Source organism: Mesorhizobium oxytropidicola (assembly GCF_056174625.1).
Window position 1 is genome coordinate 3,266,666 of record NZ_CM149692.1, and the last position, 24,839, is coordinate 3,291,504.

Below are 24,839 nucleotides of genomic sequence, written 5' to 3' on the forward strand. Positions count from 1 at the left end.
CACTTTGAAAATTGCTATGGAGCATAGCTATCTTGATTGCTATGTCGCATAGTCTTTTTCGCTTGACAAGAGCCGGTATCGCGGCGATCGGTTGCGGCATGGACGAAACCCAGATTCACACCGGGCCAGAAATGATGTCCGAAGACGCGCTCGATGCGCAGATCGGCTACAATCTCAAGCGCGCCTCGGCTGTCGCGCTCAATGATTTCGCGGTCGAACTGACCGATGCGGGCCTGCGCCCCGTCACCTATGGCATGCTGGCGCTGATCGATGAGCGGCCGGGCATACGCGCGGCGGAACTGTGCCGTCTTCTCGGCATGAAGAGCGCCAACATGGCGCCGCTGCTGGCCGAACTGGAAGAGCGTGGGCTGGTCGAACGCGACGACCATGCCGAGGACAAGCGCGTGCGGATGCTGACCCTGACGCAAGCAGCCAGACAGGCCATGCCGGGCTGGCGGCGACAGGTTCGCCGGCACGAGGACAGGTTTCTGCAGAGGCTGACGAAGAAGGAGCGGGCGACGCTGCTGCGCCTGCTGCGCCTGATCTGGACGGATGAAGGTTGAGGGCTCGGCAGCGGCTAAGGTCGTTGGCGGGCGCCAGTAGCTCGTGCCCCGTCACTCAATCCCAATCCACGAGAAATTTCAATCCAATAGCTCGTACTTCACCAGCAAATCGCGCCAAATAAGGATCAATATCGGATTTCCTCTGAGTTGAGACCGATAAACAGAATCATTGGCAAAAAGTGGAAATGCCAAACTGAGCATCAGGCTAACAATGCTGACGGGGAAAAGAAGTATGCAGGCTACGACGAAGATATTGAAAACTGGCGAAAGGGTTGCTGCATAGCTCGATTGTCCAAGACCGCTGATCGCGAGAAATACGATGGAACTAAAGCAGATCGTGAATAGGATAAGGCACAGTAAGCATGTCCTTCGCGTCACGGTCATCTCGCCTTCATCAGCATGCCAGATAACTTCTATAACGCGTTAAGGAAGCATTGCAAAGGGCGATCGGTTTTTCCGGTCCCGTTGTTACCCAGGCCCTCGCGGCACTAGGGCTAGCTTGCACGAGGATTCCGGCGAGCCAGAGCTGATCGACTGCTACCTGGTTTCCGCCTCCGGTCCCGCAAGCCGCAGCAGCAGCGCAATCAGCGCGATCACCGGCGGGACGACGAAGCACCAGACATTGGCGAAGGCATAGCCAAGCGCGGCGGCCGCGCAGCCGGCGGCGAAGACGGCGACCGCCGCCGCCATGCGCCGCAGGCGGGCGATGAGCGCCGGGCGGGCCTCCGGGGCCGTGCCGCCGATGAGGTCGGCGAGGTCGATCATGATCTGGGTGGTGGTGCCGGTCATCAGCGTCGAGGGCGGGGCTGCCGCCAGATGGACCCGGTGCACCGCGTTCTGGATCGCCATCGCGGCGACCAGCACCATGCCGGTGACGATCGCGGCCGCGCTGTCGCCGCTGGCGAAAGGGCCAAAGCGGATCGCCAGGGCGGCGCCGATGACGAGCAGCGCCAGCTTGGTCGCCAGCAGAACCCCGAGCGCCTGATGTCCGCGCCGGCGCAGATGCTCGCCGGCCAGCCGGGTCAGGATGACGACGATGCAGAACACCGGCAGCGCCAGGAGCTTTGCCAGCACGCCCGAAATGCCGAGCACCAGCGAGGCGCCGAGCGTGACGAAATTCCCCGTCACATGCGCGGTGAACAGCCCTTGCAGCGCCAGGAAGCCGGCCGTGTCGACATAGCCGCCATTGAGGCTGAGCAGCAGCGGCAATGTGGGTTTCATGGCGTCGTCGCCGGAACCAGGAAACGGTCGGGCGCCAGCGCTGCGGCGGTGACGCCGAGCGCCGTCACATCTTCCGGCAGGGCCTCGCCGCGCATCAGCGCCGCGCTCAGCCTGGCCAAGGTCAGCGATACCTGAAATCCGTAGCCGCCCTGGCCGCCGAGCCAGAAGAAGCCGGGTAGCCGGGGGTCGAAGCCGGCGACCGGCGTGCGATCAGGCGCGAAGGTGCGCAGGCCCGCCCATGGCGTCGACGGACGGCCGATGCGCATCGAGGTCGCCTGCTCGATGCGGTCGACGGCGATGGCGATATCGATGTCTTCCGGATAGGCGTCGCAAGGCTCGGTATCGGTCTCGTCGGCGAGCGAGCCGATCAGCCTGCCGGCGTCGGGCTTGAAGTAGAATTGTTCGTGCAGGTCGACCACCAGCGGCCAGCTGGCAATGTCGGTGCCGGCAGGCGGGTCGAACAGGAAGGCGGTGCGGCGTTTGGGCTGGAAGCCGAGACCGGAAAGCCCGGCCAGGCCAGCGACGACATCGACCCAGGCGCCGGCGGCGTTGACGACGATGTCGGCCGGGTAGACACCGGCGCTCGTTCCCACCCGCAGGCCGCCGCCGTCTTGCGAGATGGTGCGCACTTCCTCGCCGGTGCGGATCGAGCCGCCGCCGGCCTTCAGCGCCGAGGCGCAGGCAGCCAGCATCTGGCCTGTATCGACATCCACCGCGTCCGGCTCATAGACGCCTCCGCAAGTGGCTTCAGCGGCAATGGCGGGAACCAGCGCGTGCAGCTCGGCCGCCGACAGGCGGCGCACGCTGGGCACCAGCGCCTGCAATTCATCGGCCAGCTTGTCGATCGCGGCTCCGTCGCCTTTCCAGCCGACATGCAGCGCGCCGCGCCGATGGGCGACGAAGCCGCCCTCGACGATCGCCTGCCGGCTGGCCAGCGTCAGCGCGCGCACCGGCCGGTTGCCGTAGGTCTCGGTGAACAACGCGGCAGAGCGGCCGCTGGCGTGATAGCCGAGATGTGGCTCGCGCTCGAGGACGATGACTTCGGCCCAGTCCCGGACGGCGGCAGCCAGTGACAGGCCGGCAATGCCACCACCGATGACGACGATTTTTTCGGGGAGGATTCGACTGCATCCAGCAGTCGTAAAAATGATTTCGTATCCAGTCAAACGGCGCGACCTTGCCTCGGTCGCTTGCGCATCCTCTACAAGGCCACAACCCGTCCCAATCCTCGCTGAACTGCCTCGCGATAAGCAAGGTCCGCCGCCACCAGGTCTTCCATGGCAACACCCATGGCCTTGTAGACGGTGACCTGGCCGGCGCCGGTCCTTCCCGGCCGCAGCCCAAGCAGCATTTCGCCAAGCTCGGTTCCGGTTTGCGGATCGAAGCCATCGAGTTCGCAAGAGCCGACCGGAGTAGGCGCGAAGGCGTCCCTGGTCTCGACGAACAGGCTGGCGCGGCGGACAAGCTGTACCGGCAATTCGCCGCCGGGCGGCGCGACGCCGACCGACGAGACATGCGTGCCGAGCCGCACCCATTCGGCCGAAATCACCGGCTGGTAGGAATGCGTTGCCAGGCACACGACATCCGACGAGCGCACCGCGGCCTCGAGATCACTGACGGCGACGACGCCGGGATGCTGCGCGGCAAGTGCCTGCGCATCCGCGAATTCTTTCGAGACGACGCGGATTTCGGTGAAGTCGCGGACCAGCGGCAGAAGGTGCAAGTGCTGGCCGGCCTGCACGCCGGCGCCGACCACGGTCGCGACCCTGGCGTCGCGGCGGGCGAGTTCGCGCACCGAGAGCACGGCCGAGCCGGAGGTGCGCACGGCGGTGATATAGGTGCCGTCCATGACGCAGACCGGCATGCCCGTTTCCGGGTCGAACAGATGGATGGTGGCGAGGTGGCTGGGGATGGCCCGGGCGATGTTGCCTTCGAACACGTTGACGATCTTCACGGTCAGATGCCTGCCCGCCATCCAGGCCGGCATCGCCAGCGAATAGCCGGCCTGCGGAATGTCGAGCTGTGGCCGCGCCGGATTGATCACCTTGCCGCCGGACAGCGCCTTGAAGCCGTCGGCCAGCGCGTCGAGGAGTTGGCGCAGGTCGATGCACGTTTTCACCTCGGCTTCGCTCAGGATCAGCACTGGTGTGTCGCCCTTGGCAAGGGCATTGCGGGAGGTCGGTATGGTCGATGTCATGGATTGCGCCTTGATCGGGTTGCGTTGCCCGTCAACGGTATTGCCACTCGACAGCGTGATGAAATATGCTGTTTTCACGATTTTTGCGTGATAATCACGCTATCTGTGGCCAAAAAGTGTGAATTCAGAATGGACGATCTTGACCGCATCGACCGCTCGCTGTTGCGCTTGCTGCAAGAGGATGGCCGCCGCACGACGCTCGATCTCGCCCGCCGCGTCGGCCTGTCGCCGACCGGGGCGGCGCAACGCATCAAGCGGCTGTTCGCCGAAGGCTTCATCCGGGCGGTGCGGGCCGTTCTCGACCCGGTCCGGATCGGGCAGGCACAACTGGTCTTCATCGAGGTGCGGCTCGATCATACGGCGCCGCATGTCTTCGACCGCTTCGCCGAGGCGGTGCTGCGGGCGCCCGAGATCATCGAATGCCACATGGTGGTTGGCGGCTTCGATTATCTGGTCAAGGCGCGCATCGCCGAGATGGCGATGTTCCAGGATTTCCTGCAGCGGGTGATCCTGCCGCTGCCCGGCGTCCGGGAGACGCATACCTACGCCTCGATCGCCAATGTGAAGCCGGACGCGTTGCTGCCGATCTAGACCGGCGGTCCATCTCCCGCATCCAGCAGCCATTGCCGCACGGCTTGCGTCGGCTCGGGATGGCGCTGTTTTCTGGGCATGACGACATAGAAATCCTGGGTGCCGCGCATTTCGCCGCTGACCGGCTGGACCAGGCGGCCGGCGGCGAGATCGGCGGCGACCAGGAAGCGGCTGGCCAGCGCAATGCCCTGGCCGGCGATGGCGGCGTCGATGGCGAGGCTGGTCTGGTTGAAGCGCATGCGTTTGAGTTCAGCGGTCATCTTCAGACCGACTGCCTTTTCCATGAATTCCGGCCACAGATTGTGCGCGTCATGCAGCAGGACGTGATGCTGGATTTCGGCCGCCGGGATTTCGATCGTGCCGGCCGGCAGCAGGGCCGGGCTGCAGATGGCGACGATCTGCTGGGGAAACAACAGGTCGACGATCAGGCCGGCGCCGAAGGGCGGGCGGCCCTGCCGTACCGCAATGTCGACGCCGTCGGCCTGGAAACTCGACAGGCTTTCGCTGGCCAGCACGCGCAGGTCGACCAGCGGATTGTCGGCCATGAAATCCTGCAGCCTTGGGATCAGCCATTTGGTGGCGAAGCTCGGCGTCACGCTGATCGTCAGCCGCGCCGGCTCGGGACGCAGCAGCAGCGTCGCCTCCGAGATCAGGTCGAAGGCGCGGCGGATGTTGGGCACATAGGCGCGGCCCTCGTCGGTCAGCGCCAGGCCGCGCGGCAGCCGCTCGAACAGCTTCGTGCCGAGATGGGTCTCCAGGCCGCGAATGTGCTGGGCCACCGCGCCTTGCGTGACATTCAGCTCCTCGGCGGCGATGCGGAAGTTGAGATGGCGCGCCGAAGCCTCGAAGGCGCGCAGCGCATTCAGCGGCGGCAGGCTCAGGAAGGCTTCGGGCATGCAGGAGTTTTTCTACTGGTTGATTTCAGGCATTCTGGTTCGAACCGAGTGGAAAAACCAGCTATATCAGCGCTCATAACCCGAAATCACCGCTTGCGGTGTCCGCGAAAAGGAAAATCCAATGAGTGTAGAAAAAGTGGCTGTCGTCGTGGCCGGTGGCAGCGGCATGGGGGCGGCGGCGGCCAAGCGCCTGGCGGCGGACGGGTTCAAGCTCGCCATCCTGTCGTCCTCCGGCAAGGGCGAGGCGCTGGCCAAGGAGTTGGGCGGGCTCGGCGTCACCGGCTCCAACCAGTCGAATGACGATCTGCAGCGCCTCGTCGACCTGACGCTGGAGAGTTTTGGCCGCATCGACGTGCTGGTCAACAGCGGCGGCCACGGCCCGCGCGCGCCGATCCTGGAGATCACGGACGAGCAGTGGCACACTGGCATGGACGTCTATCTGATGAACATCATCCGGCCGGTGCGCATTGTCGCGCCGCAAATGGTCAAGCAGAAGGGCGGCGCCATCATCAACATCTCGACGGCCTGGGTGGCCGAGCCGAACGTGATGTTCCCGACCTCAGCCGTGTTCCGCGCCGGATTGGCCGCCTACACCAAGATCTTCGCCAACACTTACGCCGCCGACAATGTGCGCATGAACAATGTGCTGCCAGGCTGGATCGACAGCCTGCCGGCCACCGAAGAGCGCCGCGACAACGTGCCGATGCAGCGCTATGGCACGATGGAGGAGATCGCCGCGACGATTGCTTTCCTGGCTTCGGAGGGCGCAGGCTACATCACCGGCCAGAACATCCGCGTGGATGGGGGTGTTATCAGGGCATTGTGAGGCGTCGACCGGGAGGAGCGGCAATGTCCGACAATTTTCTGCGTCTTGTGCCTTATAATCCGCACTGGCACCCCGATGCGCCGGCTGCCGCGGCAGCCATGAAGATTGCCAGCGGTTTGTTCCCGCTGGCCGAGCATGTCGCCGTCGAATACGAGGAAGGCGTGACGTTCTTCGACGCCGGAGCAAACACGGAAAGTGTCCATTGCCCATTCTGCGGCAGCGATCTGGAGGATTGGTGGGGCGAAGCGATGGACCGGGCCGCGGCGTCACGCTTCGAAGACCTTTCGGTCACCACGCCGTGCTGCCACAAGGCCTCGTCGCTGAATGATTTGCTGTATGTCTGGCCGGCGGCGTTCGGGGTCTGCGCGCTGACCGTGGTCAATCCGGCGTGGCATCGCTGGCCAGCGAGCACTTGCGGACGATTGAGCAAGCCATGGGTTCGCCGCTGAAGGTGATCTGGCAGCATCTCTGAGGCGATTGTTCTCGCGGCCCGCGCGCAGTTCTTTCAATCATTTCTTGAAACCGGCCGCGGCCGTTTCATGATTTGATGGCGCCGGCCAAGAGGGGAGGCGTCAGTGACCGACTTCATCGGACTGCCGAAAGCCGAAGTGCACATCCATATCGAGGGCTGCTTCGAGGCCGACGATGTGATCCGGAATTGCGAGGAAGCCGGCATTCCGCTGCGCGCGCCGCGGGACAGGCTGTTCGAAGCCCATGACCTCAAGAGCTTCCTCGAAATGCTCGACTGGCTGTGCGGAACTTTTCGCACGCGCGAGCAGCTCGCCACGACCGCCTACAAGTTTGCGCAGCGCATGGGCCGCAGCGGCGTGCGCTACGCCGACGTCATCGTCAACCCGACGCACTGGCCGCATTGGCACAAGAACATTCCGGGCATGATCGACGCGTTCGATGCGGGTTTTGCGGCCGCCGAACAGGATGGGCACCCGCCGGTCGGGCTTTGCGTCAGCCTGCTTCGCACCCAGTCGGCGGCGGAATCAATCGAGCTGGTGGAGTTGCTGAGCGACATCAGGCACAGGCGTGTCGTCGCCCTGTCGATCGACGGAAACGAAGCGGCTGCCGGCCGCACCGGCCCGCGCTTCGCCGAGGCGTTTCGCCGGGCCGGCGCGGCGGGTTTGCGGCGCACCGTTCATGCCGGCGAGTCGAGCGGCCCGGAAGGTGTCCGCGACGCCATCGAACTGCTGGGCGCCGACCGCATCGACCACGGCGTGCGGACGATCGAGGATCCGGATCTCGTCGACTTGCTGGCGCAAAGGCAGATTCCGCTCGGCATCTGCCCAGTCTCCAATCTGGCGCTCGGCGTCTATCCCTCGCTTGCCCAACATCCGCTCGATGCCTTGCGCAAGGCCGGTGTCCCGGTTTCGATCAACACCGACGACCCGTCGCTGCTCGACACCACGCTTGAGGCATCCTACGCCGCTTGCGCCGAAACTTTCGCCTGGGACGGCGAAACCATCCGCCAACTCGCCGCGACATCGGTGCAGGCGAGCTACGCCGACCCGGCGCTGAAGGCGCGGATCCTGACCGATCTGGCGGCCTGGCGGAGCTGACAGATTACGCGGTCAGGGCTTCCGGCTGTTCGAAAAGCGCATGAAGCTCGGAGACCGGCATTGGACGGCCAAAATACCAACCCTGGACATCCGTGCAGCCATTCTCCTTGACCAGCCTGTACTGGTCCTCGGTCTCGACGCCTTCGGCGGTCGTCGTCATGCCGAGCGTGGTGCCGAGTTCGGCGACGGCCTTGACGATTGCCCGGCTTTCGCTGCTCTCGCACATCAGGCTGACGAAGCTGCGGTCGATCTTGATGCGGTTGAACGGGAACGACCTGAGATAGCTCAGCGAAGAATAGCCGGTGCCGAAATCGTCCATGGCTATGGAGATACCGAGGTCGCGCAGGCTGTGCAGCGTGTTTAGCGTGTTTTCGTTGTTCGCCAGCAGCACCGACTCGGTGATCTCCAGCTCGAGCCGTGACGGCAACAGGCCTGAAGCCGCAAGCGCCGCTGCAACCTGGAGCGGCAGCCCCTGCTGTTTGAACTGGGCCGGCGAGAGATTGACCGCGACCTTGACGGGCAGGGGCCATTTCACGGCGTCGGCGCAGGCACGCCGCATGATCCACTCACCAAGCGGGTCGATGACGCCCGTCTCCTCGGCCAATTGGATGAATTCCGCCGGCGGCAGCAGGCCGAGGCGCGGATGGTTCCATCGCACCAGCGCTTCGAAGCCGGTGAGCTGCGAGGTCTTTGCGTCGTGCAGCGGTTGATAATGCAGGACGAACTGTTCTTTTTTCACGCCGAGCGCCAGTTCGGATTCGAGTTGGCGCCGCTCCTGCAGTCTCGCGTCCATTCCTGGCTCGAACGACCTGCAGGTTCCGCGGCCTTCCATCTTGGCCTTGTACAGAGCAAGGTCGGCGTTGCGGATAAGGGTTTCCGAATTTTGCCCGTCGTCGGGGAAGACGGCGATGCCGATGCTGCCGCCGATGTTGATCTTGTGACCCTGGATGGAGAATTCGTCGGACAGGGCATGAATGACGCGGCTTGCCAGCACGCCGGCCTCGTCGTTGCCGTCGAGCAGAAGCTGAAGGATGACGAACTCGTCCCCGCCAATTCTCGCCACCATGGCGGTTTCGCCGGCATGGTGTTTCAACCGCTTCGCCACCGCCCCGAGTAGCTCGTCGCCGATCGGATGGCCGAGCGTGTCGTTGACCGGTTTGAAACGATCGAGATCGACGCAATGGACGGCCAGCTTCTCGCAGTCCCTGAGGCTTCTCAATGCCTCGTCCATCGTTTCGGCCAAGAGGCCCCGGTTGGGCAGGCCGGTGAGAATGTCATGCGTGGCCAGGTGCTGGATCTCGGCGGTGCGCTCCTCGACCCGCCGCTCCAGGGTCTCGGCAGCCTCGACCTGCATCGTCATCGTCCGCCCGATCGCATACCAGCAGGCCAGCGCCAGCAGCGTGACCACCGCGACCGCCGCATAACCGGCCAGTTCGAATTGACGCACGGACTGGACGTCCAGATTGCTGTCGAACCGGCTGTTGGGAAAACCGGCCCAGAGACGCCATGCGCTCCTGGGATCGTTGAGCGAGAGCGGGATGACTTCGGAATAGATCAGATTGGGGTCGGCCGCCGTGAAGGCACGGGAGTCCGCCGCCAGCGCCGTCGACATCTTGTGCTGGTCGGATTCGAAACCGTAGCCTGAATTGACGATGACATAGTCGCTGCTCGGCAACAGTTTGCGCAGCGCCGAGGTGAGCATGATCGCCGAGACGGAGCCGCGCAGGCTGCCATCCCCGCCGAAGACGGGAACCGAAAGGATGAAGCCTGAGCGATCGGCGTCATTGCCGGTGTGGATGAAATCGGTGTTGTCGCAAGTGATGAGCTCTTTCGTGCCGATGATCGGCACGTTCAACCCGTCAATGGCGCTCGAATTCGGATAGTTCGTCTTCAGCCAGGCGAGCTGCTTGACCAGCTCATGGTATTCATAGGTTTCAACCTCCTCGGGGGGCCGGATCAGGGCATTCTGGTCCAACTTTCCGGCCTTCGCGTCCGCGGCGGCCTGGGATCTCGCCTTGGCGTTCACGATCAGCTGGTCGAATTGGAGGATCGGCTCCTCGAGCTTGCCGGTCACCGCATCGAAGCGGTCCGGGTTGAAATCCAGCGGCAGGAAGTAAACCTCGGAAATGGAGACGTTGTTGGCGAGGTTGTCGTAGATCTGCTGGATTGTCGCGCGGCCTTCGTCGCCCAGATTGGTGCCATGCCGGTCGAGGTTTTGGACGCTGGGCAGATAGGTCAAGGTCCGGACATTTTCATAGACGGCCCGCAAGGCGTCTTCGACGGTCTTGGCGGTCGCTCTGGAAGCTGCCTGGGAATTCTCGAGATAGCGTTCCTTGGCCAGCGCGAAGTTTCGCTGGGCATCGATATGCAAGGCCGCCAGCGTCGCCGCGCCGGTCAACAGGATCACAACAAATCCGGCCGCTCGCCTGAATGCGTTCATTTGCGTCCACCCTCGAGTGGCAAGGGATACCGTAAGGCGGTTTAGGAAGCGCTAATGGAATAGGTCTTTTCTTGACGACTCCCGCGTGCTGGCGAGCATCAGATCCGGTAAGATCGAGACCCCCCTTCTTTTCGCGGGCGGGCAGGCCGGGACTGAGCAAGGCGCGAGGGCTCAGTTCGCTGGCACCGCCTGCTGGTCGGCGTCGGTAAGCGTGCCCAGAAAGGCGACGATGTCGTCGATCTCGGCATCACTAAGCGCCGGTCTGTCGCCGGGTTTTTTGCCGTTGAAGGGCGGATCCTGATTCAAGTTTCCCCAGTAAGCCTTTGGCAGGTCGTCATATTGCCTGACCGTGCCATCGGCATTCTTGGGGTACCAGTGGCCGGGATCGGTGTCGCGGCTGGCGTAGAAGGCGACCGCGTCGCGCAGCGTGTGGAAGGTGCCGTTGTGGAAGAAGCTTTTGCGCAGCGCGACATTGCGCAGCGTCGGCGTCTTGAACAGGCCGCAGATCTCGGTCCGGCCCTTGAAGTCGGTGCGCAGCGGGCCGCAGAGGCCAAGATCGACATAGGCGGGATCGGCATTGGTCGGGATGGCGGCATTGCGCGGCACGGCGATGGCGATCAGGCCGAAATCGGTGAATTGCGGCGGCTCGCCGTCATTGGCGGGTTCGCTGAGATGGCAGCTGGCGCAGTTGCCCTTGGCCTCGTCCTCGAACAGCACCCGGCCGCGCAGTTCCTGCGCCGTCAGCTCAGCCTTGCCGGCGAGGAAAGCGTCGTAGCGGCTGGAATAGGGGTAGAAATCGGCAGCGCTCTGCTCGAACGTGCCCAGCGCCTCGGCGGCGGCGTCGAAGGCATCGCCCGGATGGTCGAACACGTCGTCGCCGAAGGCCGCTTTGAATTCGCCGGCATAGGCGGCCTTGCGCAAGGCGGCGGTGACGGCGGCTTCATCCTTGTTGGCCATCTCGAAGGGCGAGAGCAGGGGGATTTTCGCCTGGTCCTTGCCGTGGTCGGCGCGGCCGTCCCAGGTCAGGCCGCCGGTCGGGCCATTGTCGACGCTCTCGTCGCCCTCGTCCTCGGAATCGTAGAAATGCTCGGTGAAGGCGGGCGCCGCCTGGAGATAGCGCAGCGACGCCACGGCGCGCACGCCCGGCCGGTCGAGGTTCGGGCCACCCATTTCGACCGGTGCTGCCGAGGCCGGACCGAAGGCGTGATGCGGATCATGGCAGGACGAGCAGGCCTGCTTGCCGGAAGCCGAAAGCGCCGGGTCGAAGAACATTTTTCGGCCGAGGGCGGTCAGCGTCTGCGCTCGGGCGAAGGCATCGGCGCGCGACAGGGGGCCGGGTGGACGGTGCCGGTTCCGGCGCGGACGAAGGTCGCCGGCAAAGTGATGGCGAAAGCGAACAACGATGCGGCGGCGGCCGCGACCATCAGGCGTCTGCCTCGTCCTGTCGTCATGAATTCAGTCCGTTTTTTTGGCATTAGGTGCCCACTGCAACGGATTGATGACTGGTTCGGCCCCTCACGAAAGCGTGTTCGCCGGAACGCCAAATGTCACAAAGGTTACAAGGCATCGACTTACCGTTTTCGGACATGGCCCGTTGCTCCCCGCCATGCACGACGCCTCCAGCCATCCCCTTAGCCATGAGGATTTTCATGACGCGGCTTCTCACTTCGCTTTTCCTGGCCAGCACGGCCTTGGTATCGGTCGTCACCGCTGCCAACGCCGCCCCTCCCGGCTACGACAAGATCGACACCGTCGTCGTCATCTATGCCGAGAACCGCAGCTTCGACAATCTCTATGGCGGCTTCCCCGGCGCCAATGGGCTGGCCAACGTCTCGGCCGATCAGGCGCGCCAACTCGACCGCGACGGCAAGCCGCTTGCCGAACTGCCGCCGGCCTGGGGCGGGCTGACCGCCAAGGGGGTGACGCCCGTGGTAACCGAGGCACAGTCGGCGCATCTTGCCAATGCCAGCTTCGCCATCGACGACGCCAGCGGCTTCAACGAGAAGACCTCCGTCATCACGCGCGACCTCTGGCATCGCTTCTACCAGGAGCAGATGCAGATCGATGGCGGGAAAAATGACAAGTTTGCCGCCTGGGCCGATTCCGGCGGCCTGGTGATGGGCCATTATGACGGCTCCGGCTTGCCGATGTGGGTGGTGGCGAAGAAGTACGTTCTCGCCGATAATTTCTTCCAAGGTGCCTTTGGCGGCTCCTTCCTCAATCACATCATGCTCGCCTGCGCCTGCGCGCCGGTCTATCCGCATGCCGACACCAGCCCCGTGAAGGCGCAGATCGCCGTCGTCGAGGCCGATGGCAAGACGCTGAAAGTCGCCGACAATTCGCCGGCCTCGGCACTTGGCGGTGCGCCGAAATTCGTCAATGACGGCGCCATCACGCCCGACTTCCACGCCGTCAACACCATGCAGCCGCCGTACCAGCCGAGCGCCAACAAGCCGGTCGAGGGCGGCGACAAGGCGCTGGCCGATCCGACGCAGCCGACGACGCTGCCGCCGCAGCACGACATCACCATCGGCGACCTCATGTCGCTGAAGGGGATCGACTGGGCCTGGTATGCCGGCGCCTGGCAGGCCGCGCTCGACGGCAAGAACGCGACACCGGTGCCGAACTTCCAGTTCCACCACCAGCCGTTCAACTATTTCGCGGCCTATGCGCCGGGCACTGCCGCGCGGACCGAGCACCTCAGGGATGGCGGACTGGACGGCGCCGAATTCATCAAGGCGATCGACGACGGCAAACTGCCTTCTGTCAGCTTCTACAAGCCGCAAGGCAATCTCAACGAGCACTCAGGCTATGCCGACGTGACATCGGGCGACCAGCATCTGGCCGACCTCGTCGCACATCTGGAGAAGAGCCCGCAATGGAGCCACATGCTGGTGGTCGTCACCTATGACGAGAATGGCGGCTACTGGGACCACGTCGCGCCGCCCAAGGCCGACCGCTGGGGTCCGGGCAACCGCATCCCGACCTTCATCATCTCGCCCTATGCGAAAATGGGCACGGTCGACCACACGCAATATGACACGACGTCGATCCTGCGCTTCATCACCGCGCGCTACGACCTTCCGGTACTCTCGGGCATAGTCGCCCGCGACAAGGCGCTGGCCGCCAATGGCGAGCCGCCGATGGGGGATCTGAGTGCGGCGCTTGATCTGAGCCGGTAGGCTGCGCTGGTTCGCCGGTCTTGGCACCTTTCCTCTCCCTCCGGAGGGGGGAGAGGTGGCGCTGCTAAGCAGCGACGGAGTGGGGGAAGCCATCTCTCAAACGCGCTGCCGCTGACACCCAGGCCTCAGTCACAGCGAGATATCGCCCCGGCTTGAAATAACAGCGGCCGAGCCAGGTCGACCCCCACTCCGTCTGGGCTTCGCCGAGCCACCTCTCCCCCGATCGACGGGGGAGAGGAAAGGCGCGCGTTCGCCAACCCCGCCGCCCTTCCTCTCTTCCGTGTTGGGAGGGGTGAGGTGGGGTACGTGCTGGGTAAACGTCTCAAACCATCTAACCGCCTGATCTGCGGATCAGCTCACGGCCGATCGGCTTCGGCGTCTCGCTGCGCAGCACCAGTGCCGTGGTGACCGCGCCATGGCGCGCCACGGCGTCGACGATGGTTTCAAGGTGGGCGGGCGAGGGCACGACCACTTTCAGGATGAAGCAGTCCTCGCCGGTCAGCCGGTGCACCTCGGAAATCTCGGGCATTTCGGCGAACTGCTTCAGGCAGGGGCGGATGTGCTCATGCGTGGTGCGCACGCGGATGATCGCCATCATGCCGAGGCCAAGGCCTGCGGGATCGATCACCGCGGTGTAGCCGGCAATGATGCCGCGCTCCTCCAGCCGCTTGACCCGCTCGGAGGTGGCCGGCTGCGACAGGCCGACCCGCCGGCCAAGCTCGGATATGCCGATGCGGCCGTTCTCCTGCATGGCCTCGATGATGGCTATGTCGGTCGGGTCGAGCGGCGTGCGCTCATCGCTGGTCTTCATGGTCACCTTGAATCCATCGGCAAGGACGTGATTTTTCCGATCGTTTCCCATTCTCGATGCCAGTGCAAGACGCCACCATGCCCCATCAATCGATAGGAGCAAGGCGACATGACGCATTTCATCATCCTGCCGGGGAGCGGCGGTTCTGGTCCGGCGCATTGGCAATCGCGCTGGGAAAGCGCCAATCCGGCGATGCGGCGCTTCCAGCCGTCAAGCTGGGACCTGCCCGATTTCACCGACTGGCTGGCGGCGCTGGAGGCTGCCGTGATCGCGGCGCCGGAGCCGCCGGTGCTGGTCGCGCACAGCCTGTCCTGCCTGCTGATCGCGCACTGGCAGAAGATTTCGCAAAGGCCGGTCAAGGCGGCTTTGCTGGTCGCCGTTCCCGATCCGGCGTCGGCGGTCTTTCCCGGATATGGCATGGCTTTCGCCGGAATTCCCGAGGGTCGGTTGCGCTTTGCCTCGCTGGTGGTGACCAGCACCGACGACCCCTATGGCTCGGCGGAGTATGCGCAGGCGCGGGCGACGCAATGGGGCAGCCGCCTGGTCGTCATCGGGCCGTTCGGCCACATCAATGCCGATAGCGGCCAGGGCGATTGGCCGGAAGGTCTTGCGCTACTCGAGGGTCTGGCGTCCGAGGCCTGAAGGCGCTCAGCCGCCATTCACGAGGGCAAGAATGAGTTTTTGCAGATTGCCCCCCTGGCCGAACTCGACGCGGTCGAAATCGCGGCTGGCCTGTATCCTCGCCTTCGAGATCGCGTCGAGCCGACGGACCACCTCGGCCCTGGTCTTGCTGCATTTGGGATCGTCGGCGACGGTCAGCCCGTCTGTCGCGGCTTCGATGTCGTGGACCATCTGTATCATGCTGGCGCCGTGCACCTTCTCATGGGCGCTGACGCCGGCGATGAACACCTCCCAGTTCTTCTGGACGGCCGGTGGCAGCGGCGCGGAAGGGCTTGGCAAGGTGTAGGTGATGACCAGTTTCGGCTTCCCAGCGGTCAGCACGCAGTCCTTGCCTCTGGGCTTGTAGTCCCTGACCCCCCAGGTCAGCTTGAAATTGGTGTAGGCGATGGCGCGGGTAATGCCGACATTCGGCCCGTTCTGGCCGATCGAGCGGTAGAGTTCCGGTCCCGACTGACCCGAAATGGCATAGGTCTCGACCTTTTCGACCGGCTTCCATTCGGCATGGGCTGTGAGCGGCAAGGCCACCAGGGCGGCCAGCAGAAAACACAGACGAACGCAGGCTCTCAACACCGCTCTCTCCAAACCCGGATCATACGACCTTGCCGCAACGGGCAATGTCACGGGATCGCTTTTCCTATATGCTGCCGACGGGTGCTGCAATTGTCGGAGGGGAAGTCATGAAAGTTCGCTATCTCGTCGTCGCCGGTGCCGTGGCCGCATTGCAGGCCGCGCAGCCGGCCTTTGCCGCGTCCTGCGGCGGCTGGAGCGCCAAGATGGAGGAAGACGAGGGCGGCAGCGTGCTGACCGCCTCGGTCTGCGGTGGACCGAAGGGCGATGCGCATCTCATGCTGGCCTGTTTCGACACGCCGGTGCTGAGCTACGATCTCGGTGCGAGCGGCCAGCAGCTGGAGCCCGGCATCAGCGGCGCTTTCGACTTCAAGGCCGACGGCAAGACGGTGACCAAGACGCTGCAGCTCGAGGAAATGTACGGTTATTTCACGGTGGATTTGGCGAAAGCCGATCCGCTGCTGGATTTGTTACGTTCGAAGGGGGATGTGTCGGTCAGCGCGGCCAAATATGGCGCGAACAGTTTTCCGCTGAAGGGCTCGAGCGGGGCTATCGGCAAGGTGCTGGCGCAATGCGGCAAGGCGAAACCTGCCGGTGATGCGGATTGAGGGCGTTCCAGGAGCCTGGCTTCGACCGTTTGCGCTGCCCCTCATTGCCCTGCCGGGCATTTTCTCCCGTATAGTGACGGGGAGAAAGGGGCTGTCATCGCAGATTTCGCCAATTGTCAGCGTCGCAGAAGAGGCGCCGAGGCTTGCGACAGCATTCTTCTCCCCGTCACTATACGGGGAGAAGGTGCCGGCAGGCGGATGAGGGGCAGCACTGTGCTCGCCCATTGTCACTCAATGCCGAAGCACCCGCCCAGCCGAACCGTCGCCCCCATCAATTCCGCATCCGAAAACCCGGAAAAGCCCAGCACCAGCCCATGCTTCGGCGCCCCCTCGACAAACATGGCGGACAAGGCCCGGGCGCCGACGCCCACCGCTTTTGCCGCTTCGACAATTGCCGTGTCCAGCCCGCCGCCCTTCAGCATGGCCATCAGATGCAGCCCCTGTTCGGGGACCGTCACGTCGAGCCTATCGCCGCAATGCGCTTCGAGGCCGGCCACCAGCACGTCGCGCGCGGCTTGCACACGACGTCGCACGCGTCTGAGATGGGCGGCGAAATGGCCTTCGTTCAAGAGATCGGTCAGGGCGCCTTCGGCCAGTGTCGAGGGGTAGCGGTCGGAGCGTGCGCGGACCGCCATCACGGCATCGAGCAGCGGCTCCGGCACCACGACATAGCCGATGCGCAGGCCGGGGAAGAGCACTTTGGAGAAGGTGCCGAGATAGGCGACGCGGTTCGCGCCATCCATGCCTTGCAGCGAGGTCAGCGGCGGGCCGGCATAGCGGAACTCGCTGTCGTAATCGTCCTCGATGATCCAGGCCTCGTTTCGCCGCGCCCAGTCGAGCAGGGCAAGGCGACGGCGCATCGTCATCGTCACGCCGAGCGGATATTGGTGCGAGGGCGTGACATAGGCCGCGCGTGCGTTCGGGCAAAGGCTTTCGCCGATTTCGGGATCGAGCCCTTCGGCATCGACCGGTACGCCAATGATCCTGGCGCCGCTGCCGGCCAGCACGGCGTGCGCCATGAGGTAACAAGGGTTTTCGATCCACACGGCGTCGCTGGGACGCAGCGCCGCGCGTGCCAGCAGATCGAGCCCTTGCTGTGTCCCCGAAGTCAGCACGATCTGGCCGGCGTCGCAGCGTACGCCGCGGGCTGTCCTGAGATACGTGGCAATCGCGGTGCGCAGCGGCAGGCCGCCGCGCGGATCGCCATAGCGGAAATGCTCAGGCGCGGGGCGGGCGAGGTGGCGCGACAGAAGGATGCGGAACACATCAAGCGTGCGCGGGTCGGACACCGCGACGCCGAGACCGCAAGGCAGCGACGTGGCAACATCGATCTCCGGCGGGCGCGGCTTCATCAGCGTCACCGGCAGATGCGGCACATTGGGCGCGACGAAGGTGCCGGCGCCGACCTTGGCTGTTGCAAAGCCTTCCGAGATCAGCATTTCGAAACAGGCGACCGCAGCCGAGCGCGACAGGCCGAAACGCCGGGCAAGATCGCGGGTGGTCGGAAATTTGGCGCCGGCGGGCAGCGCGCCGGTCTCGATCAGCCGCCGCAGTGCCGCATAAAGCTCGCGGCTGCGCGGGCCGTCGCCCGGCAGAACCGGGATCAGCGCCGACCAATCCGGCATATTGGTCTGATTTTTATCCATTGGATTGGTCCTTTTGTCGACCAATGTCATGGCGCATGGTTGCCAGACAACAATTGAGGATGCAAGCCGTGAACGACGTCGCCGCCAGCTTTCCGACCACCAGCCGCAACCGGGTCAAGCGCCTGCATGAGCGCGGCAGCTATGACCACGAGGCCGTCTTCGCGGTGCTGGATGCCGGGCTGCTGTGCCACGTCGCCTACACGTTCGACGGCCAGCCCTATTGCACGCCGACCATCCATTGGCGCGAGGGCGACATGCTCTACTGGCACGGCTCGTCGGCCAGCCGCATGCTGCGCCAGCTGCGCGGCGGCACGCCGGCCTGTCTCACCGTGTCGCATCTCGATGGGCTGGTGCTGGCGCGCACCGGCTTCAACCATTCCGCCAACTACCGCTCGGCAATGTGTTTTGGCACCGCGCGGATTATCGACGAGCCGGAAGACAAGATGAAGGCGCTGGCCGGCGTCGTCGACCGCTTCTACCCCGGCCGCAGCGAAACCTTGCGGCCGATCTCGGCGCAGGAAGCCAAGGCGACGACGGTGATCGGCATGCGCATCGAAGAGGCATCGGCCAAGGTGCGCGCCAAGGGCGTCGCCGACGATGAGGAAGATTATGGCCACCCGGTGTGGGCCGGAGTCATCCCAGTGCGGACAGTGATTGGCGCGGCCGAGCCGTGTCCAAGGATCTTGCCCGGCATCGAGCGGCCGGGGAATTTGGATGGTTATGCAGAGGGCGAGAGGCTGGATGCGGCGTTGATGCAGGCGCAGAGGGTGTATGAGGGCGAAGTTTAGCGATCAAAGCCGCTGGGTTCGCACGAAGATGCGGCCGTAATCCGGATCGTCGATCTCGGCGAACTCATGGGTGCGAAGGAAACGTTGCAGACGCGGATTGGGCTTGGCGCATGTGGCGGCATGCACATTCCAGCGGACTGTGCTGAACTGTCGTTCGATGGCAAAGGCGCGGGTATGCTTCCAAAGGACGAGCAGAACGCCTTCGCCGCCACCGTCGATATGGGCAAGGTTGACCAGCAGCGTGCCGTCGCGCCGGTTGAATTCGGCGAGCACGGTGGCGCTGCCCATGGTGAACGAGATAGGCCGACCGAAGGCCAGAAGTGCGTCCTGGTCTGCATGTGGCATGGTGCGCAGGTCCTCCAGGGAGGTGCCTTCGATTTCGATCCGGGCTGATTGGCTCATAATTGCAGGCCGTTGTTCGTGAGGTCGTACTGATACCGGTAGTGCCATGACGAGAGCAATGCGGACCATAGCGATCTGTATTGACAAGTCACCCGCCGGCTCTGTTCTGTCGCACCCATGATTTACGATCGTTCCGCACTCGAAGACGCCTTCCGGGCAAAATCCCGGCTCAAGTTCCTGTTCTTCTGGGGACATCAGCCCTCCAAGGACGGCAGCATCACCGCGTCCTGTTTCAGCCAGTGGTGGCAGGCGCCCTTTACAATGGCGGGGCGGAGCTATCCAACAGCGGAACATCGGATGATGGCCGAGAAGGCGCGGCTGTTCGGCGATGACGAGACGGCCGCGCAGATCCTGCAGGCGGGAAGCCCGAAGCAGGCAAAGCAGTTCGGCCGGCAGGTGCGCGGTTTCGACGAAGCCAGATGGGACGCCGAAAAGCGGCGCATCGTAGGCGAGGGGAGTTTCGAGAAATTCCGGCAGAACGCCGCCCTGCGCACATATCTGCTGTCGACCGGCGAGCAGGTTCTGGTCGAGGCGAGCCCGATGGACCGTGTGTGGGGCATCGGGCTGGCCGCCGACGACCAGAAAGCCGCGAACCCGCTTTTGTGGCGGGGCGACAACCTCCTGGGGTTTGCGCTGATGCAGGCACGCGACCGATTGCGTTGAACAATGGCCGAAGCTGGTCGGCTGTGTCGAGGGCGAGGAACTGATCCGGCGCTGGACGCAGGCCTGCATGGAGGGCGCCATGCTTGCGAGGTCGGCGCCGCCCCTCATTGTCCTGCCGGACATTTCTCCCCGTAAACGGGGCGAAAGGGGCTGGCCGTAACGCCGGCGCCTTTTCCGCAACGTTGGCGATTGGCGAAATCGGTGACAAGAGCGTCCCTCGCCCCGTTTACGGGGAGAGGATGCCGGCAGGCAGATGAGGGGCGGCGCCTACTTTCGCCGGTTTACCGCCATCGGCTTGGCGTCCAAAGGCTGTCGTCTCGATACCGCATTGCCGCCACCACCGCCGCGCGCTATCCCGGCACCATGATCACCTTCCGCAAGGCGCAAGCCTCCGACCTGCCGGCCATCGTCGCGATGCTCGCCGACGATCCGCTGGGTGCTGCCCGCGAGGATGCCTCCTTGCCGCTGGCGCAGGGCTATGTCGATGCCTTCGACGCCATCGATGCCGATCCCAACCAGCTGCTGGCGGTGGCCGTGGATGGCGGCGAGGTGATCGGTACGTTGCAGATCACCTTCCTCGCCGGGCTGTCGCGCAAGGGCGCCTGGCGCGGGCAGATCGAGGCGGTGCGGGTCGCCGGCCATCGGCGCTCGGGCGGCATCGGCCGGCTGATGTTCCAATGGGCGATCGATCAGTGCCGGGCGCGCGGCTGCAGTCTCGTCCAGCTTACCACCGACAAGGGGCGGGCGGACGCGCACCGCTTCTATGACAGCCTCGGCTTCACCGGCAGCCATCTTGGCTACAAGAAAGCACTGTAGGCGTTCCGCCCCCGCAGCGACTGGCGTATACCGCAAGAGCTTCAGGCACTATTCAAATTGCCTGACAAAGCGGATATAGGTCAGCTACATTGACCTATATGAAAATCGTCCGGGGAGGCGTGACTTGACCCTTTTGAACCTGTTGGCTTCGCGCTCGTCGCGCATGAAAGCCTCCGAAATCCGCGAGCTCTTGAAGCTGCTCGACCAGCCTGACATCATCTCCTTCGCCGGCGGCATTCCCGATCCGGCGCTGTTTCCGGCCGATGCGATCCGCGATGCCTATGCCGAGGTGCTGGGCGGCGCGGAGGCGGGAGCTGCCCTGCAGTACCAGGTGTCGGAAGGCTATCTGCCGCTGCGGCGCTGGATCGCCGGGCAGATGGGCAAGCTCGGCGTCGCCTGCGACGAGGCCAACATCTTCATCACCTCCGGCTCGCAGCAGGCGCTGGATTATCTGGGCAAACTGTCCCTGTCGCCCAATGACACCGCGCTGGTGACATGGCCGACCTATCTCGGCGCGCTGCAGGCCTTCAACGCCTATGAGCCGCGTTATGACCGGCTGCGGCCCGAGGGCGGCAACATGACGCCCGATGCCTATCGCGCGGCGGCAGCCGCGAATGGCGGCAAGGTCAAGTTCGCCTATCTGGTGCCCGATTTCGCCAACCCGACCGGCAACACGCTGGGCAAACAACAGCGCGAGGCGGTGCTCGATCTTGCCGGCGAACTCGACATCGCCGTCATCGAGGACGCCGCCTATCGGGCGCTGCGTTATGACGGCGAGGGCGTGCCGCCGATCCTGGCGCTCGACTGCGCGCGCTCCGGCGGCATCGACAAGGCGCGCACGCTCTATTGCGGTTCGTTCTCGAAAATCCTGTCGCCGGGCATGCGCGTCGGCTGGGTCTGCGCGCCGCGCCATGTGGTGGAAAAACTGGTGCTGATGAAGCAGGCGTCCGACCTGCACAGCCCGTCGATCAACCAGCTGGTGATGCACCGCGTCGCCGAATCCGTGTTCGAAGGCCAGGTGGACAAGCTGATCGGGGCTTATCGCGAGCGCCGCGACGGCCTGCTTGGCGCACTCGAAGCCAACATGCCTGACGGCGTGACCTGGAGCCGCCCGGAAGGCGGCATGTTCGTCTGGGCGACGCTGCCGGAAGGGGCCGACGCCACCGAACTCCTGGCACGCTCGGTGAAAGAGGCACGCGTCGCCTTCGTGCCCGGCAATGCTTTTTACGCCGACGGCACCGGACGCAACACGCTGCGGCTATCCTTCACGCTGGCCGACCGTCGCGCGGTGACCGAGGGCATTCCACGGCTGGCTGCCCTGTTGAAGGGGTAAACTCGCCGCCCCCGGAGAGGGTAGAGGTTCAGGGGCCGTTGTGCGTGCCCTTGATGGCTTCGCCTTCGAGCTTGGTGAAGGGCACGAAGGACAGCGTGCCGCCATTGTAGATGTCGGCGCGCGTGACCTGGAACGTTCCGTCCGCTTCCTGATGCTTGGTGACTTTCAGCACATGCTGGGCGCCGGGCGGGCCGACCGGGATGACCATCATGCCGTTCGGCTTCAGCTGCTGCAGCAGCGGCGGCGGGATGTGGTCGATGCCGCAGGTGACGATGATCTTGTCGAACGGCGCCTCCTCCTGCCAGCCATAATAGCCGTCGGCGTTGCGGGTGGCGATCGCCTTGTACTCGGAATAGCCCCTGGCGATCAGCGCGTCGTACAGCGCGCGCGTCCTTGCCGCCAGCAGCTTGATGATCTCGATCGAGAACACCTTGTCGGTGAGGTTCGACAGATAGGCCGACTGGTAGCCCGAGCCGGTGCCGATCTCCAGCACCTTGTCGCCGGGTTTTATCTCCAGCGAATTGGTCATGCGCGCGACGCTGTGCGGACCGGTGATTGTCACGCCATAGCCGATATCGAGATAGTGCCATTCATAGGCGCGGCCGAGATTGGCCTTGGTGACGAACTCCTCGCGCGGCGTCATCAGATAGGCGCGCTTGTCGCGCTGGTCCCAGACATCCTTGTGGGCGAGCAGGGCCTGGAAGCGGTCCCAGCGCTGGCCGAGGAAGCCGGCATCCTCGCCCCGGTTCTTCTTCATCCAGTCGATGAAGCCGGCGCGGCTGTCCATCGGCGGCATGGCGTCGGGATCATAGGGTTCAGGCACATTGGCCATGGCCAGCAGCGTGCCGGCGATGCCGAGCAGGACTTGCCGGCGGTCCATGCGCAAGCGCTTGCCCCTGACCTCGATGCGCATCTGTCGATCCTTCATGGCAGCGTACCGGGCGGCTGACAGGCTCCGCCGAGCATCATCCCGATCCGACGGTTTGACAATCGGGCGGTCCATACAATTCGGTAATGTCACTGAAAGGCGGGGTTCACGGCCAGGGTCAACGTCCGCCATGCTGGGCGTATCGGTCGGCGTGATGGAGCCGCTGCCGAAGGTTTCCTATGCCGGTACGTTCACCAGTTGCCGGAGCCTGGAAAGCCTGGCGCGCGCCAGCTGGCGGACCGGTTTCTCGAACTCCTCCTCGCCGGCCTCGACGACGAAGACCAAGGTCTTGAAGTCGAGCATGAAGTCGTCGATGGCTGCAGTCACTTCCTGCGATTTGCCCTCGAACCGGCGCAGCAAGGCGTTCGCTTCGTCGATGCCATCGCCGCCGGCGCTATCGAGAAGCGCTTCGAGCCTCTGAAAACTGTCCAATTCAAGTCCTCCCGACCGCGCCACAAAACTCGGCCGGCAGTGGAAGGTTCCAGTGGGACGTGGTCCCGCGAAAAGAAATCGCTGTTACCGTTTGAATTCCGTGGAATTGAACGAGCCGCTGGCATTCTTTTGTTTCGGGTGGAACCTCCGCGGTCAATAAAAGTTGTCACCACGTCTGATCCCCCGTCAGACATGTGAAAGCTGGAAATCAGCTTTCCAAAAGCCCGCCGGAACCCCCCTCCCGGCGGGCTTTCGTTTGCAAGGTGAGACTCCGGCGGCCGGACTTGTGGGGGATGGTGCTTTGCGTTGCCAGATTGGTGGCCCCAATGCTAACCGTGCAAATGACGGCGGGAATCGGCATCGAGGCAACGCGCGTAAAAAAATTGCTCAATAGAACTCCCGAACTGACATCCATTACCCTACCGTCGAGGAATGGTTTTTATGCAAAACCCGACCAGGGCGATCTGTGCGGCCGCGCTTCTACTTGCGGTCGGGGCCACGGGTCTGCCTAATATATCATCTGTTGCTTATATTTCGTCGGCACGGGCTCAGGAGGAATATCTTCCGACCGAGAAGGACTTTGTCGGCAAATGGACGCTCAGTGGCTCAGCCATCCGGCCGCCGCGCGACATGACCGATGCGCCGACGCACGAACAGGAGGCTACCGCCACCGAGTTCCAGCAGACAGTGACCGCGTTTTACGGCGCGTTCGACTATCTCGAGATCACGGCCGACGGCCGCTACAATTTCCATCAGCCCGGTGATCCGGGATCGGGCGCCTGCGTCTGGTGCGGAACCTGGTCCTTCAGCAAGAGCTCGCTATGGCTCAAGCTGGACACAGTGCCCCGGCTCGACATCTACGCCAAGGACGGCGACATCCAGATGACCTACACCGCCGAGCCCGACGAAAAGTCGAAATACGCCTGGCTGGTCTTCGGCTGGACGAAGGCCGAGTAGGCGCCGCGCAACACACCATTGAACTTCGACAGGCTCTAAGCCGCTTTTCATCAGTCTCGTATTCTCGTATACGAGACTGATGCGAGCATCCGAGAACCCGTATGAGCCCGTTGCCTGAAGCCGTGCCGTTTTTCAGCCAGTGGGAAACGCCCGACATGACGCTGGCCGTGCTCGCCGATGGCGCCGAGGCCGCGCTCAGGCGCGATCCGTTGTGGCGGGGCTCAGGCGCAGAAACGCTCGACGAATATGCGGTCTGGGCCGCCAACGTCTGCGGCATGGCGTGCCTGAAAATGATCCTGGCGACGCGCGGCGAGATCGTGCCGACGATCCAACTGGCGAGACGCTGTACGGGATATGGCGGCTATGTCGTCAATGAAGGCTCGATCAAGGGGCTGATCTACGCGCCCTTCGTCACCTTCGTGCAGGCGGAATTCGGCCTGGAAGCGCAGGTGATGACCAATGTCGCGACATCGGACATTCCGGCGATCCTCGCCCTGTCAAGCTTCTTCATCGCTTCGGTCAGCAGTTCAATCCGCTGGCCAGAGCGCGAACCGCCGTCGAAGGGTGGCCATCTGGTGCTGGTCACCGCGGCGTCGGATGAGGGGTTTCGCTTTCACAACCCGTCCGGCCATACCAGCGCCACACAGGCCAACGCAGTGTTGGCGCCAGCCGATTTCGATCGTTTCTTTGCCAATCGCGGCATTGCCGTCACCATTTGATTTC

The 24,839-nt window shown here is 64.0% G+C and carries 26 protein-coding genes and 1 pseudogene; 14 read left to right on the forward strand and 13 right to left on the reverse strand.

Annotated features, from left to right (window positions below):
- Nucleotides 1–98 precede the first annotated feature (98 nt).
- Nucleotides 99–563 carry a MarR family winged helix-turn-helix transcriptional regulator gene (locus AC0V8S_RS16295; RefSeq protein ID WP_475438353.1) on the forward strand — a complete coding sequence of 155 codons (465 nt, stop codon included), beginning with the start codon at nt 99–101 and terminating at the stop codon, nt 561–563.
- 537 nt (nt 564–1,100) lie between these two features.
- Here the strand turns inward: AC0V8S_RS16295 and AC0V8S_RS16300 are convergent.
- From AC0V8S_RS16300 to AC0V8S_RS16310, 3 genes are read right to left on the reverse strand one after another with little or no spacing between them, the layout of a single operon-like run.
- Nucleotides 1,101–1,784, reverse strand: a complete 684-nt coding sequence (locus AC0V8S_RS16300; protein ID WP_475438354.1) for a YoaK family protein — start codon at nt 1,782–1,784, stop codon at nt 1,101–1,103.
- Entirely contained in the window at nt 1,781–2,950 is a 1,170-nt protein-coding gene (locus tag AC0V8S_RS16305; protein ID WP_475438355.1) for an NAD(P)/FAD-dependent oxidoreductase, read from the reverse strand. Before AC0V8S_RS16305 ends, AC0V8S_RS16300 begins: the two co-directional genes overlap by 4 nt.
- A 35-nt stretch (nt 2,951–2,985) precedes the next feature.
- Nucleotides 2,986–4,059 (reverse strand): ornithine cyclodeaminase family protein, encoded by a 1,074-nt coding sequence (locus tag AC0V8S_RS16310; protein WP_475438356.1) that lies wholly within the window; start codon nt 4,057–4,059, stop codon nt 2,986–2,988.
- Nucleotides 4,060–4,110: 51 nt separating this feature from the next.
- Between AC0V8S_RS16310 and AC0V8S_RS16315 the strand changes: the two genes are divergently transcribed.
- Complete coding sequence (locus tag AC0V8S_RS16315; protein WP_475438357.1) at nt 4,111–4,572, forward strand: Lrp/AsnC ligand binding domain-containing protein; 462 nt, start codon at nt 4,111–4,113, stop codon at nt 4,570–4,572.
- Here the strand turns inward: AC0V8S_RS16315 and gcvA are convergent.
- Entirely contained in the window at nt 4,569–5,468 is a 900-nt protein-coding gene (gene gcvA / locus AC0V8S_RS16320; RefSeq protein ID WP_475438358.1) for a transcriptional regulator GcvA, read from the reverse strand. The genes AC0V8S_RS16315 and gcvA overlap by 4 nt on opposite strands.
- 121 nt (nt 5,469–5,589) lie before the next feature.
- Here gcvA and AC0V8S_RS16325 point away from each other — a divergent pair, with 121 nt between their 5' ends.
- The 3 genes from AC0V8S_RS16325 (at nt 5,590) to add (ending at nt 7,862) form a co-directional block, all read left to right on the forward strand.
- On the forward strand, nt 5,590–6,294 hold the full coding sequence (locus AC0V8S_RS16325) for an SDR family oxidoreductase (RefSeq protein WP_475438359.1): 705 nt from the start codon (nt 5,590–5,592) through the stop codon (nt 6,292–6,294).
- A gap of 23 nt (nt 6,295–6,317) precedes the next feature.
- Nucleotides 6,318–6,743 (forward strand): hypothetical protein, encoded by a 426-nt coding sequence (locus AC0V8S_RS16330; RefSeq protein ID WP_475438360.1) that lies wholly within the window; start codon nt 6,318–6,320, stop codon nt 6,741–6,743.
- Nucleotides 6,744–6,869: 126 nt separating this feature from the next.
- The gene (gene add, locus AC0V8S_RS16335; protein ID WP_475438361.1) at nt 6,870–7,862 is read left to right on the forward strand and encodes an adenosine deaminase; all 993 of its coding nucleotides are present in this window, start codon (nt 6,870–6,872) and stop codon (nt 7,860–7,862) included.
- Nucleotides 7,863–7,866: 4 nt separating this feature from the next.
- Here add and AC0V8S_RS16340 read toward each other — a convergent pair whose 3' ends face one another.
- The 3 genes and pseudogenes from AC0V8S_RS16340 to AC0V8S_RS16350 all read right to left on the reverse strand — a co-directional run bounded on the left by AC0V8S_RS16340 (nt 7,867) and on the right by AC0V8S_RS16350 (nt 11,753).
- Nucleotides 7,867–10,302, reverse strand: a complete 2,436-nt coding sequence (locus tag AC0V8S_RS16340) for a putative bifunctional diguanylate cyclase/phosphodiesterase (RefSeq protein ID WP_475438362.1) — start codon at nt 10,300–10,302, stop codon at nt 7,867–7,869.
- A 171-nt stretch (nt 10,303–10,473) separates the two neighbouring features.
- Nucleotides 10,474–11,640 (reverse strand): annotated as a pseudogene (locus tag AC0V8S_RS16345) (cytochrome-c peroxidase); the annotation flags it as partial.
- Nucleotides 11,592–11,753 carry a hypothetical protein gene (locus tag AC0V8S_RS16350; RefSeq protein WP_475438363.1) on the reverse strand — a complete coding sequence of 54 codons (162 nt, stop codon included), beginning with the start codon at nt 11,751–11,753 and terminating at the stop codon, nt 11,592–11,594. The gene AC0V8S_RS16350 and the pseudogene AC0V8S_RS16345, both read right to left, overlap by 49 nt.
- Before the next feature lie 198 nt (nt 11,754–11,951).
- Between AC0V8S_RS16350 and AC0V8S_RS16355 the strand changes: the two genes are divergently transcribed.
- Nucleotides 11,952–13,484 (forward strand): acid phosphatase, encoded by a 1,533-nt coding sequence (locus AC0V8S_RS16355; RefSeq protein ID WP_475438364.1) that lies wholly within the window; start codon nt 11,952–11,954, stop codon nt 13,482–13,484.
- A 331-nt stretch (nt 13,485–13,815) separates the two neighbouring features.
- On the opposite strand, the gene AC0V8S_RS16360 is transcribed toward AC0V8S_RS16355, so the two are convergent.
- On the reverse strand, nt 13,816–14,295 hold the full coding sequence (locus tag AC0V8S_RS16360) for an Lrp/AsnC family transcriptional regulator (protein ID WP_475438365.1): 480 nt from the start codon (nt 14,293–14,295) through the stop codon (nt 13,816–13,818).
- A 108-nt stretch (nt 14,296–14,403) separates the two neighbouring features.
- Between AC0V8S_RS16360 and AC0V8S_RS16365 the strand changes: the two genes are divergently transcribed.
- Nucleotides 14,404–14,937: an RBBP9/YdeN family alpha/beta hydrolase gene (locus AC0V8S_RS16365; RefSeq protein ID WP_183461263.1), complete on the forward strand. Its 534-nt coding sequence runs from the start codon at nt 14,404–14,406 to the stop codon at nt 14,935–14,937.
- A gap of 6 nt (nt 14,938–14,943) precedes the next feature.
- On the opposite strand, the gene AC0V8S_RS16370 is transcribed toward AC0V8S_RS16365, so the two are convergent.
- The gene (locus tag AC0V8S_RS16370; protein WP_475438637.1) at nt 14,944–15,543 is read right to left on the reverse strand and encodes a DUF922 domain-containing Zn-dependent protease; all 600 of its coding nucleotides are present in this window, start codon (nt 15,541–15,543) and stop codon (nt 14,944–14,946) included.
- A 110-nt stretch (nt 15,544–15,653) separates the two neighbouring features.
- Between AC0V8S_RS16370 and AC0V8S_RS16375 the strand changes: the two genes are divergently transcribed.
- Nucleotides 15,654–16,151 carry a hypothetical protein gene (locus tag AC0V8S_RS16375; protein ID WP_475438366.1) on the forward strand — a complete coding sequence of 166 codons (498 nt, stop codon included), beginning with the start codon at nt 15,654–15,656 and terminating at the stop codon, nt 16,149–16,151.
- A 227-nt stretch (nt 16,152–16,378) separates the two neighbouring features.
- On the opposite strand, the gene pdxR is transcribed toward AC0V8S_RS16375, so the two are convergent.
- Entirely contained in the window at nt 16,379–17,797 is a 1,419-nt protein-coding gene (gene pdxR / locus AC0V8S_RS16380; RefSeq protein ID WP_244661780.1) for a MocR-like pyridoxine biosynthesis transcription factor PdxR, read from the reverse strand.
- A gap of 35 nt (nt 17,798–17,832) precedes the next feature.
- Between pdxR and AC0V8S_RS16385 the strand changes: the two genes are divergently transcribed.
- A complete protein-coding gene (locus AC0V8S_RS16385) occupies nt 17,833–18,585 on the forward strand; it encodes a pyridoxamine 5'-phosphate oxidase family protein (protein ID WP_475438367.1) in 753 nt (250 codons plus the stop codon).
- 3 nt (nt 18,586–18,588) lie between these two features.
- Here AC0V8S_RS16385 and AC0V8S_RS16390 read toward each other — a convergent pair whose 3' ends face one another.
- Nucleotides 18,589–19,182 carry a hypothetical protein gene (locus AC0V8S_RS16390; protein ID WP_183465332.1) on the reverse strand — a complete coding sequence of 198 codons (594 nt, stop codon included), beginning with the start codon at nt 19,180–19,182 and terminating at the stop codon, nt 18,589–18,591.
- On the opposite strand from AC0V8S_RS16390, the gene AC0V8S_RS16395 reads away from it, so the two are divergent.
- From AC0V8S_RS16395 to AC0V8S_RS16405, 3 genes are all read left to right on the forward strand, one after another.
- Nucleotides 19,105–19,650 (forward strand): NADAR family protein, encoded by a 546-nt coding sequence (locus AC0V8S_RS16395; RefSeq protein ID WP_475438368.1) that lies wholly within the window; start codon nt 19,105–19,107, stop codon nt 19,648–19,650. The two genes, AC0V8S_RS16390 and AC0V8S_RS16395, sit on opposite strands and share 78 nt — an antisense overlap.
- 363 nt (nt 19,651–20,013) lie before the next feature.
- Complete coding sequence (locus tag AC0V8S_RS16400) at nt 20,014–20,466, forward strand: GNAT family N-acetyltransferase (protein ID WP_183464969.1); 453 nt, start codon at nt 20,014–20,016, stop codon at nt 20,464–20,466.
- 163 nt (nt 20,467–20,629) lie between these two features.
- Nucleotides 20,630–21,799 (forward strand): aminotransferase-like domain-containing protein, encoded by a 1,170-nt coding sequence (locus tag AC0V8S_RS16405; RefSeq protein WP_475438638.1) that lies wholly within the window; start codon nt 20,630–20,632, stop codon nt 21,797–21,799.
- Between the two features lie 28 nt (nt 21,800–21,827).
- Here the strand turns inward: AC0V8S_RS16405 and AC0V8S_RS16410 are convergent, their stop codons facing one another.
- Nucleotides 21,828–22,727, reverse strand: coding sequence for a protein-L-isoaspartate O-methyltransferase family protein (locus tag AC0V8S_RS16410; protein ID WP_475438369.1), 900 nt, complete (start codon nt 22,725–22,727; stop codon nt 21,828–21,830).
- A gap of 177 nt (nt 22,728–22,904) precedes the next feature.
- A complete protein-coding gene (locus tag AC0V8S_RS16415) occupies nt 22,905–23,159 on the reverse strand; it encodes a hypothetical protein (protein WP_244661778.1) in 255 nt (84 codons plus the stop codon).
- A gap of 441 nt (nt 23,160–23,600) precedes the next feature.
- Between AC0V8S_RS16415 and AC0V8S_RS16420 the strand changes: the two genes are divergently transcribed.
- Both AC0V8S_RS16420 and AC0V8S_RS16425 read left to right on the forward strand, forming a co-directional pair.
- The gene (locus tag AC0V8S_RS16420) at nt 23,601–24,116 is read left to right on the forward strand and encodes a hypothetical protein (protein WP_475438370.1); all 516 of its coding nucleotides are present in this window, start codon (nt 23,601–23,603) and stop codon (nt 24,114–24,116) included.
- A gap of 101 nt (nt 24,117–24,217) precedes the next feature.
- Entirely contained in the window at nt 24,218–24,835 is a 618-nt protein-coding gene (locus AC0V8S_RS16425) for a C39 family peptidase (protein ID WP_475438371.1), read from the forward strand.
- Nucleotides 24,836–24,839 lie beyond the last annotated feature (4 nt).

What these genes read in the sequence shown, in the direction of transcription:
- AC0V8S_RS16385 (WP_475438367.1), top strand. Translation starts at nt 17,833, where the DNA reads ATGGTTGCCAGACAACAATTGAGGATGCAAGCCGTGAACGACGTCGCC.
- AC0V8S_RS16325 (WP_475438359.1), top strand. Translation starts at nt 5,590, where the DNA reads ATGAGTGTAGAAAAAGTGGCTGTCGTCGTGGCCGGTGGCAGCGGCATG.
- AC0V8S_RS16360 (WP_475438365.1), bottom strand. Translation starts at nt 14,295, where the DNA reads ATGAAGACCAGCGATGAGCGCACGCCGCTCGACCCGACCGACATAGCC.
- AC0V8S_RS16420 (WP_475438370.1), top strand. Translation starts at nt 23,601, where the DNA reads ATGCAAAACCCGACCAGGGCGATCTGTGCGGCCGCGCTTCTACTTGCG.
- AC0V8S_RS16375 (WP_475438366.1), top strand. Translation starts at nt 15,654, where the DNA reads ATGAAAGTTCGCTATCTCGTCGTCGCCGGTGCCGTGGCCGCATTGCAG.
- AC0V8S_RS16405 (WP_475438638.1), top strand. Translation starts at nt 20,630, where the DNA reads ATGAAAGCCTCCGAAATCCGCGAGCTCTTGAAGCTGCTCGACCAGCCT.
- AC0V8S_RS16295 (WP_475438353.1), top strand. Translation starts at nt 99, where the DNA reads ATGGACGAAACCCAGATTCACACCGGGCCAGAAATGATGTCCGAAGAC.
- AC0V8S_RS16350 (WP_475438363.1), bottom strand. Translation starts at nt 11,753, where the DNA reads ATGACGACAGGACGAGGCAGACGCCTGATGGTCGCGGCCGCCGCCGCA.
- gcvA (WP_475438358.1), bottom strand. Translation starts at nt 5,468, where the DNA reads ATGCCCGAAGCCTTCCTGAGCCTGCCGCCGCTGAATGCGCTGCGCGCC.
- AC0V8S_RS16340 (WP_475438362.1), bottom strand. Translation starts at nt 10,302, where the DNA reads ATGAACGCATTCAGGCGAGCGGCCGGATTTGTTGTGATCCTGTTGACC.
- AC0V8S_RS16365 (WP_183461263.1), top strand. Translation starts at nt 14,404, where the DNA reads ATGACGCATTTCATCATCCTGCCGGGGAGCGGCGGTTCTGGTCCGGCG.
- AC0V8S_RS16315 (WP_475438357.1), top strand. Translation starts at nt 4,111, where the DNA reads ATGGACGATCTTGACCGCATCGACCGCTCGCTGTTGCGCTTGCTGCAA.
- AC0V8S_RS16390 (WP_183465332.1), bottom strand. Translation starts at nt 19,182, where the DNA reads ATGTCCCCAGAAGAACAGGAACTTGAGCCGGGATTTTGCCCGGAAGGC.
- AC0V8S_RS16355 (WP_475438364.1), top strand. Translation starts at nt 11,952, where the DNA reads ATGACGCGGCTTCTCACTTCGCTTTTCCTGGCCAGCACGGCCTTGGTA.
- AC0V8S_RS16395 (WP_475438368.1), top strand. Translation starts at nt 19,105, where the DNA reads ATGATTTACGATCGTTCCGCACTCGAAGACGCCTTCCGGGCAAAATCC.
- AC0V8S_RS16410 (WP_475438369.1), bottom strand. Translation starts at nt 22,727, where the DNA reads ATGAAGGATCGACAGATGCGCATCGAGGTCAGGGGCAAGCGCTTGCGC.
- AC0V8S_RS16300 (WP_475438354.1), bottom strand. Translation starts at nt 1,784, where the DNA reads ATGAAACCCACATTGCCGCTGCTGCTCAGCCTCAATGGCGGCTATGTC.
- AC0V8S_RS16330 (WP_475438360.1), top strand. Translation starts at nt 6,318, where the DNA reads ATGTCCGACAATTTTCTGCGTCTTGTGCCTTATAATCCGCACTGGCAC.
- AC0V8S_RS16425 (WP_475438371.1), top strand. Translation starts at nt 24,218, where the DNA reads ATGAGCCCGTTGCCTGAAGCCGTGCCGTTTTTCAGCCAGTGGGAAACG.
- pdxR (WP_244661780.1), bottom strand. Translation starts at nt 17,797, where the DNA reads ATGGATAAAAATCAGACCAATATGCCGGATTGGTCGGCGCTGATCCCG.
- AC0V8S_RS16400 (WP_183464969.1), top strand. Translation starts at nt 20,014, where the DNA reads ATGATCACCTTCCGCAAGGCGCAAGCCTCCGACCTGCCGGCCATCGTC.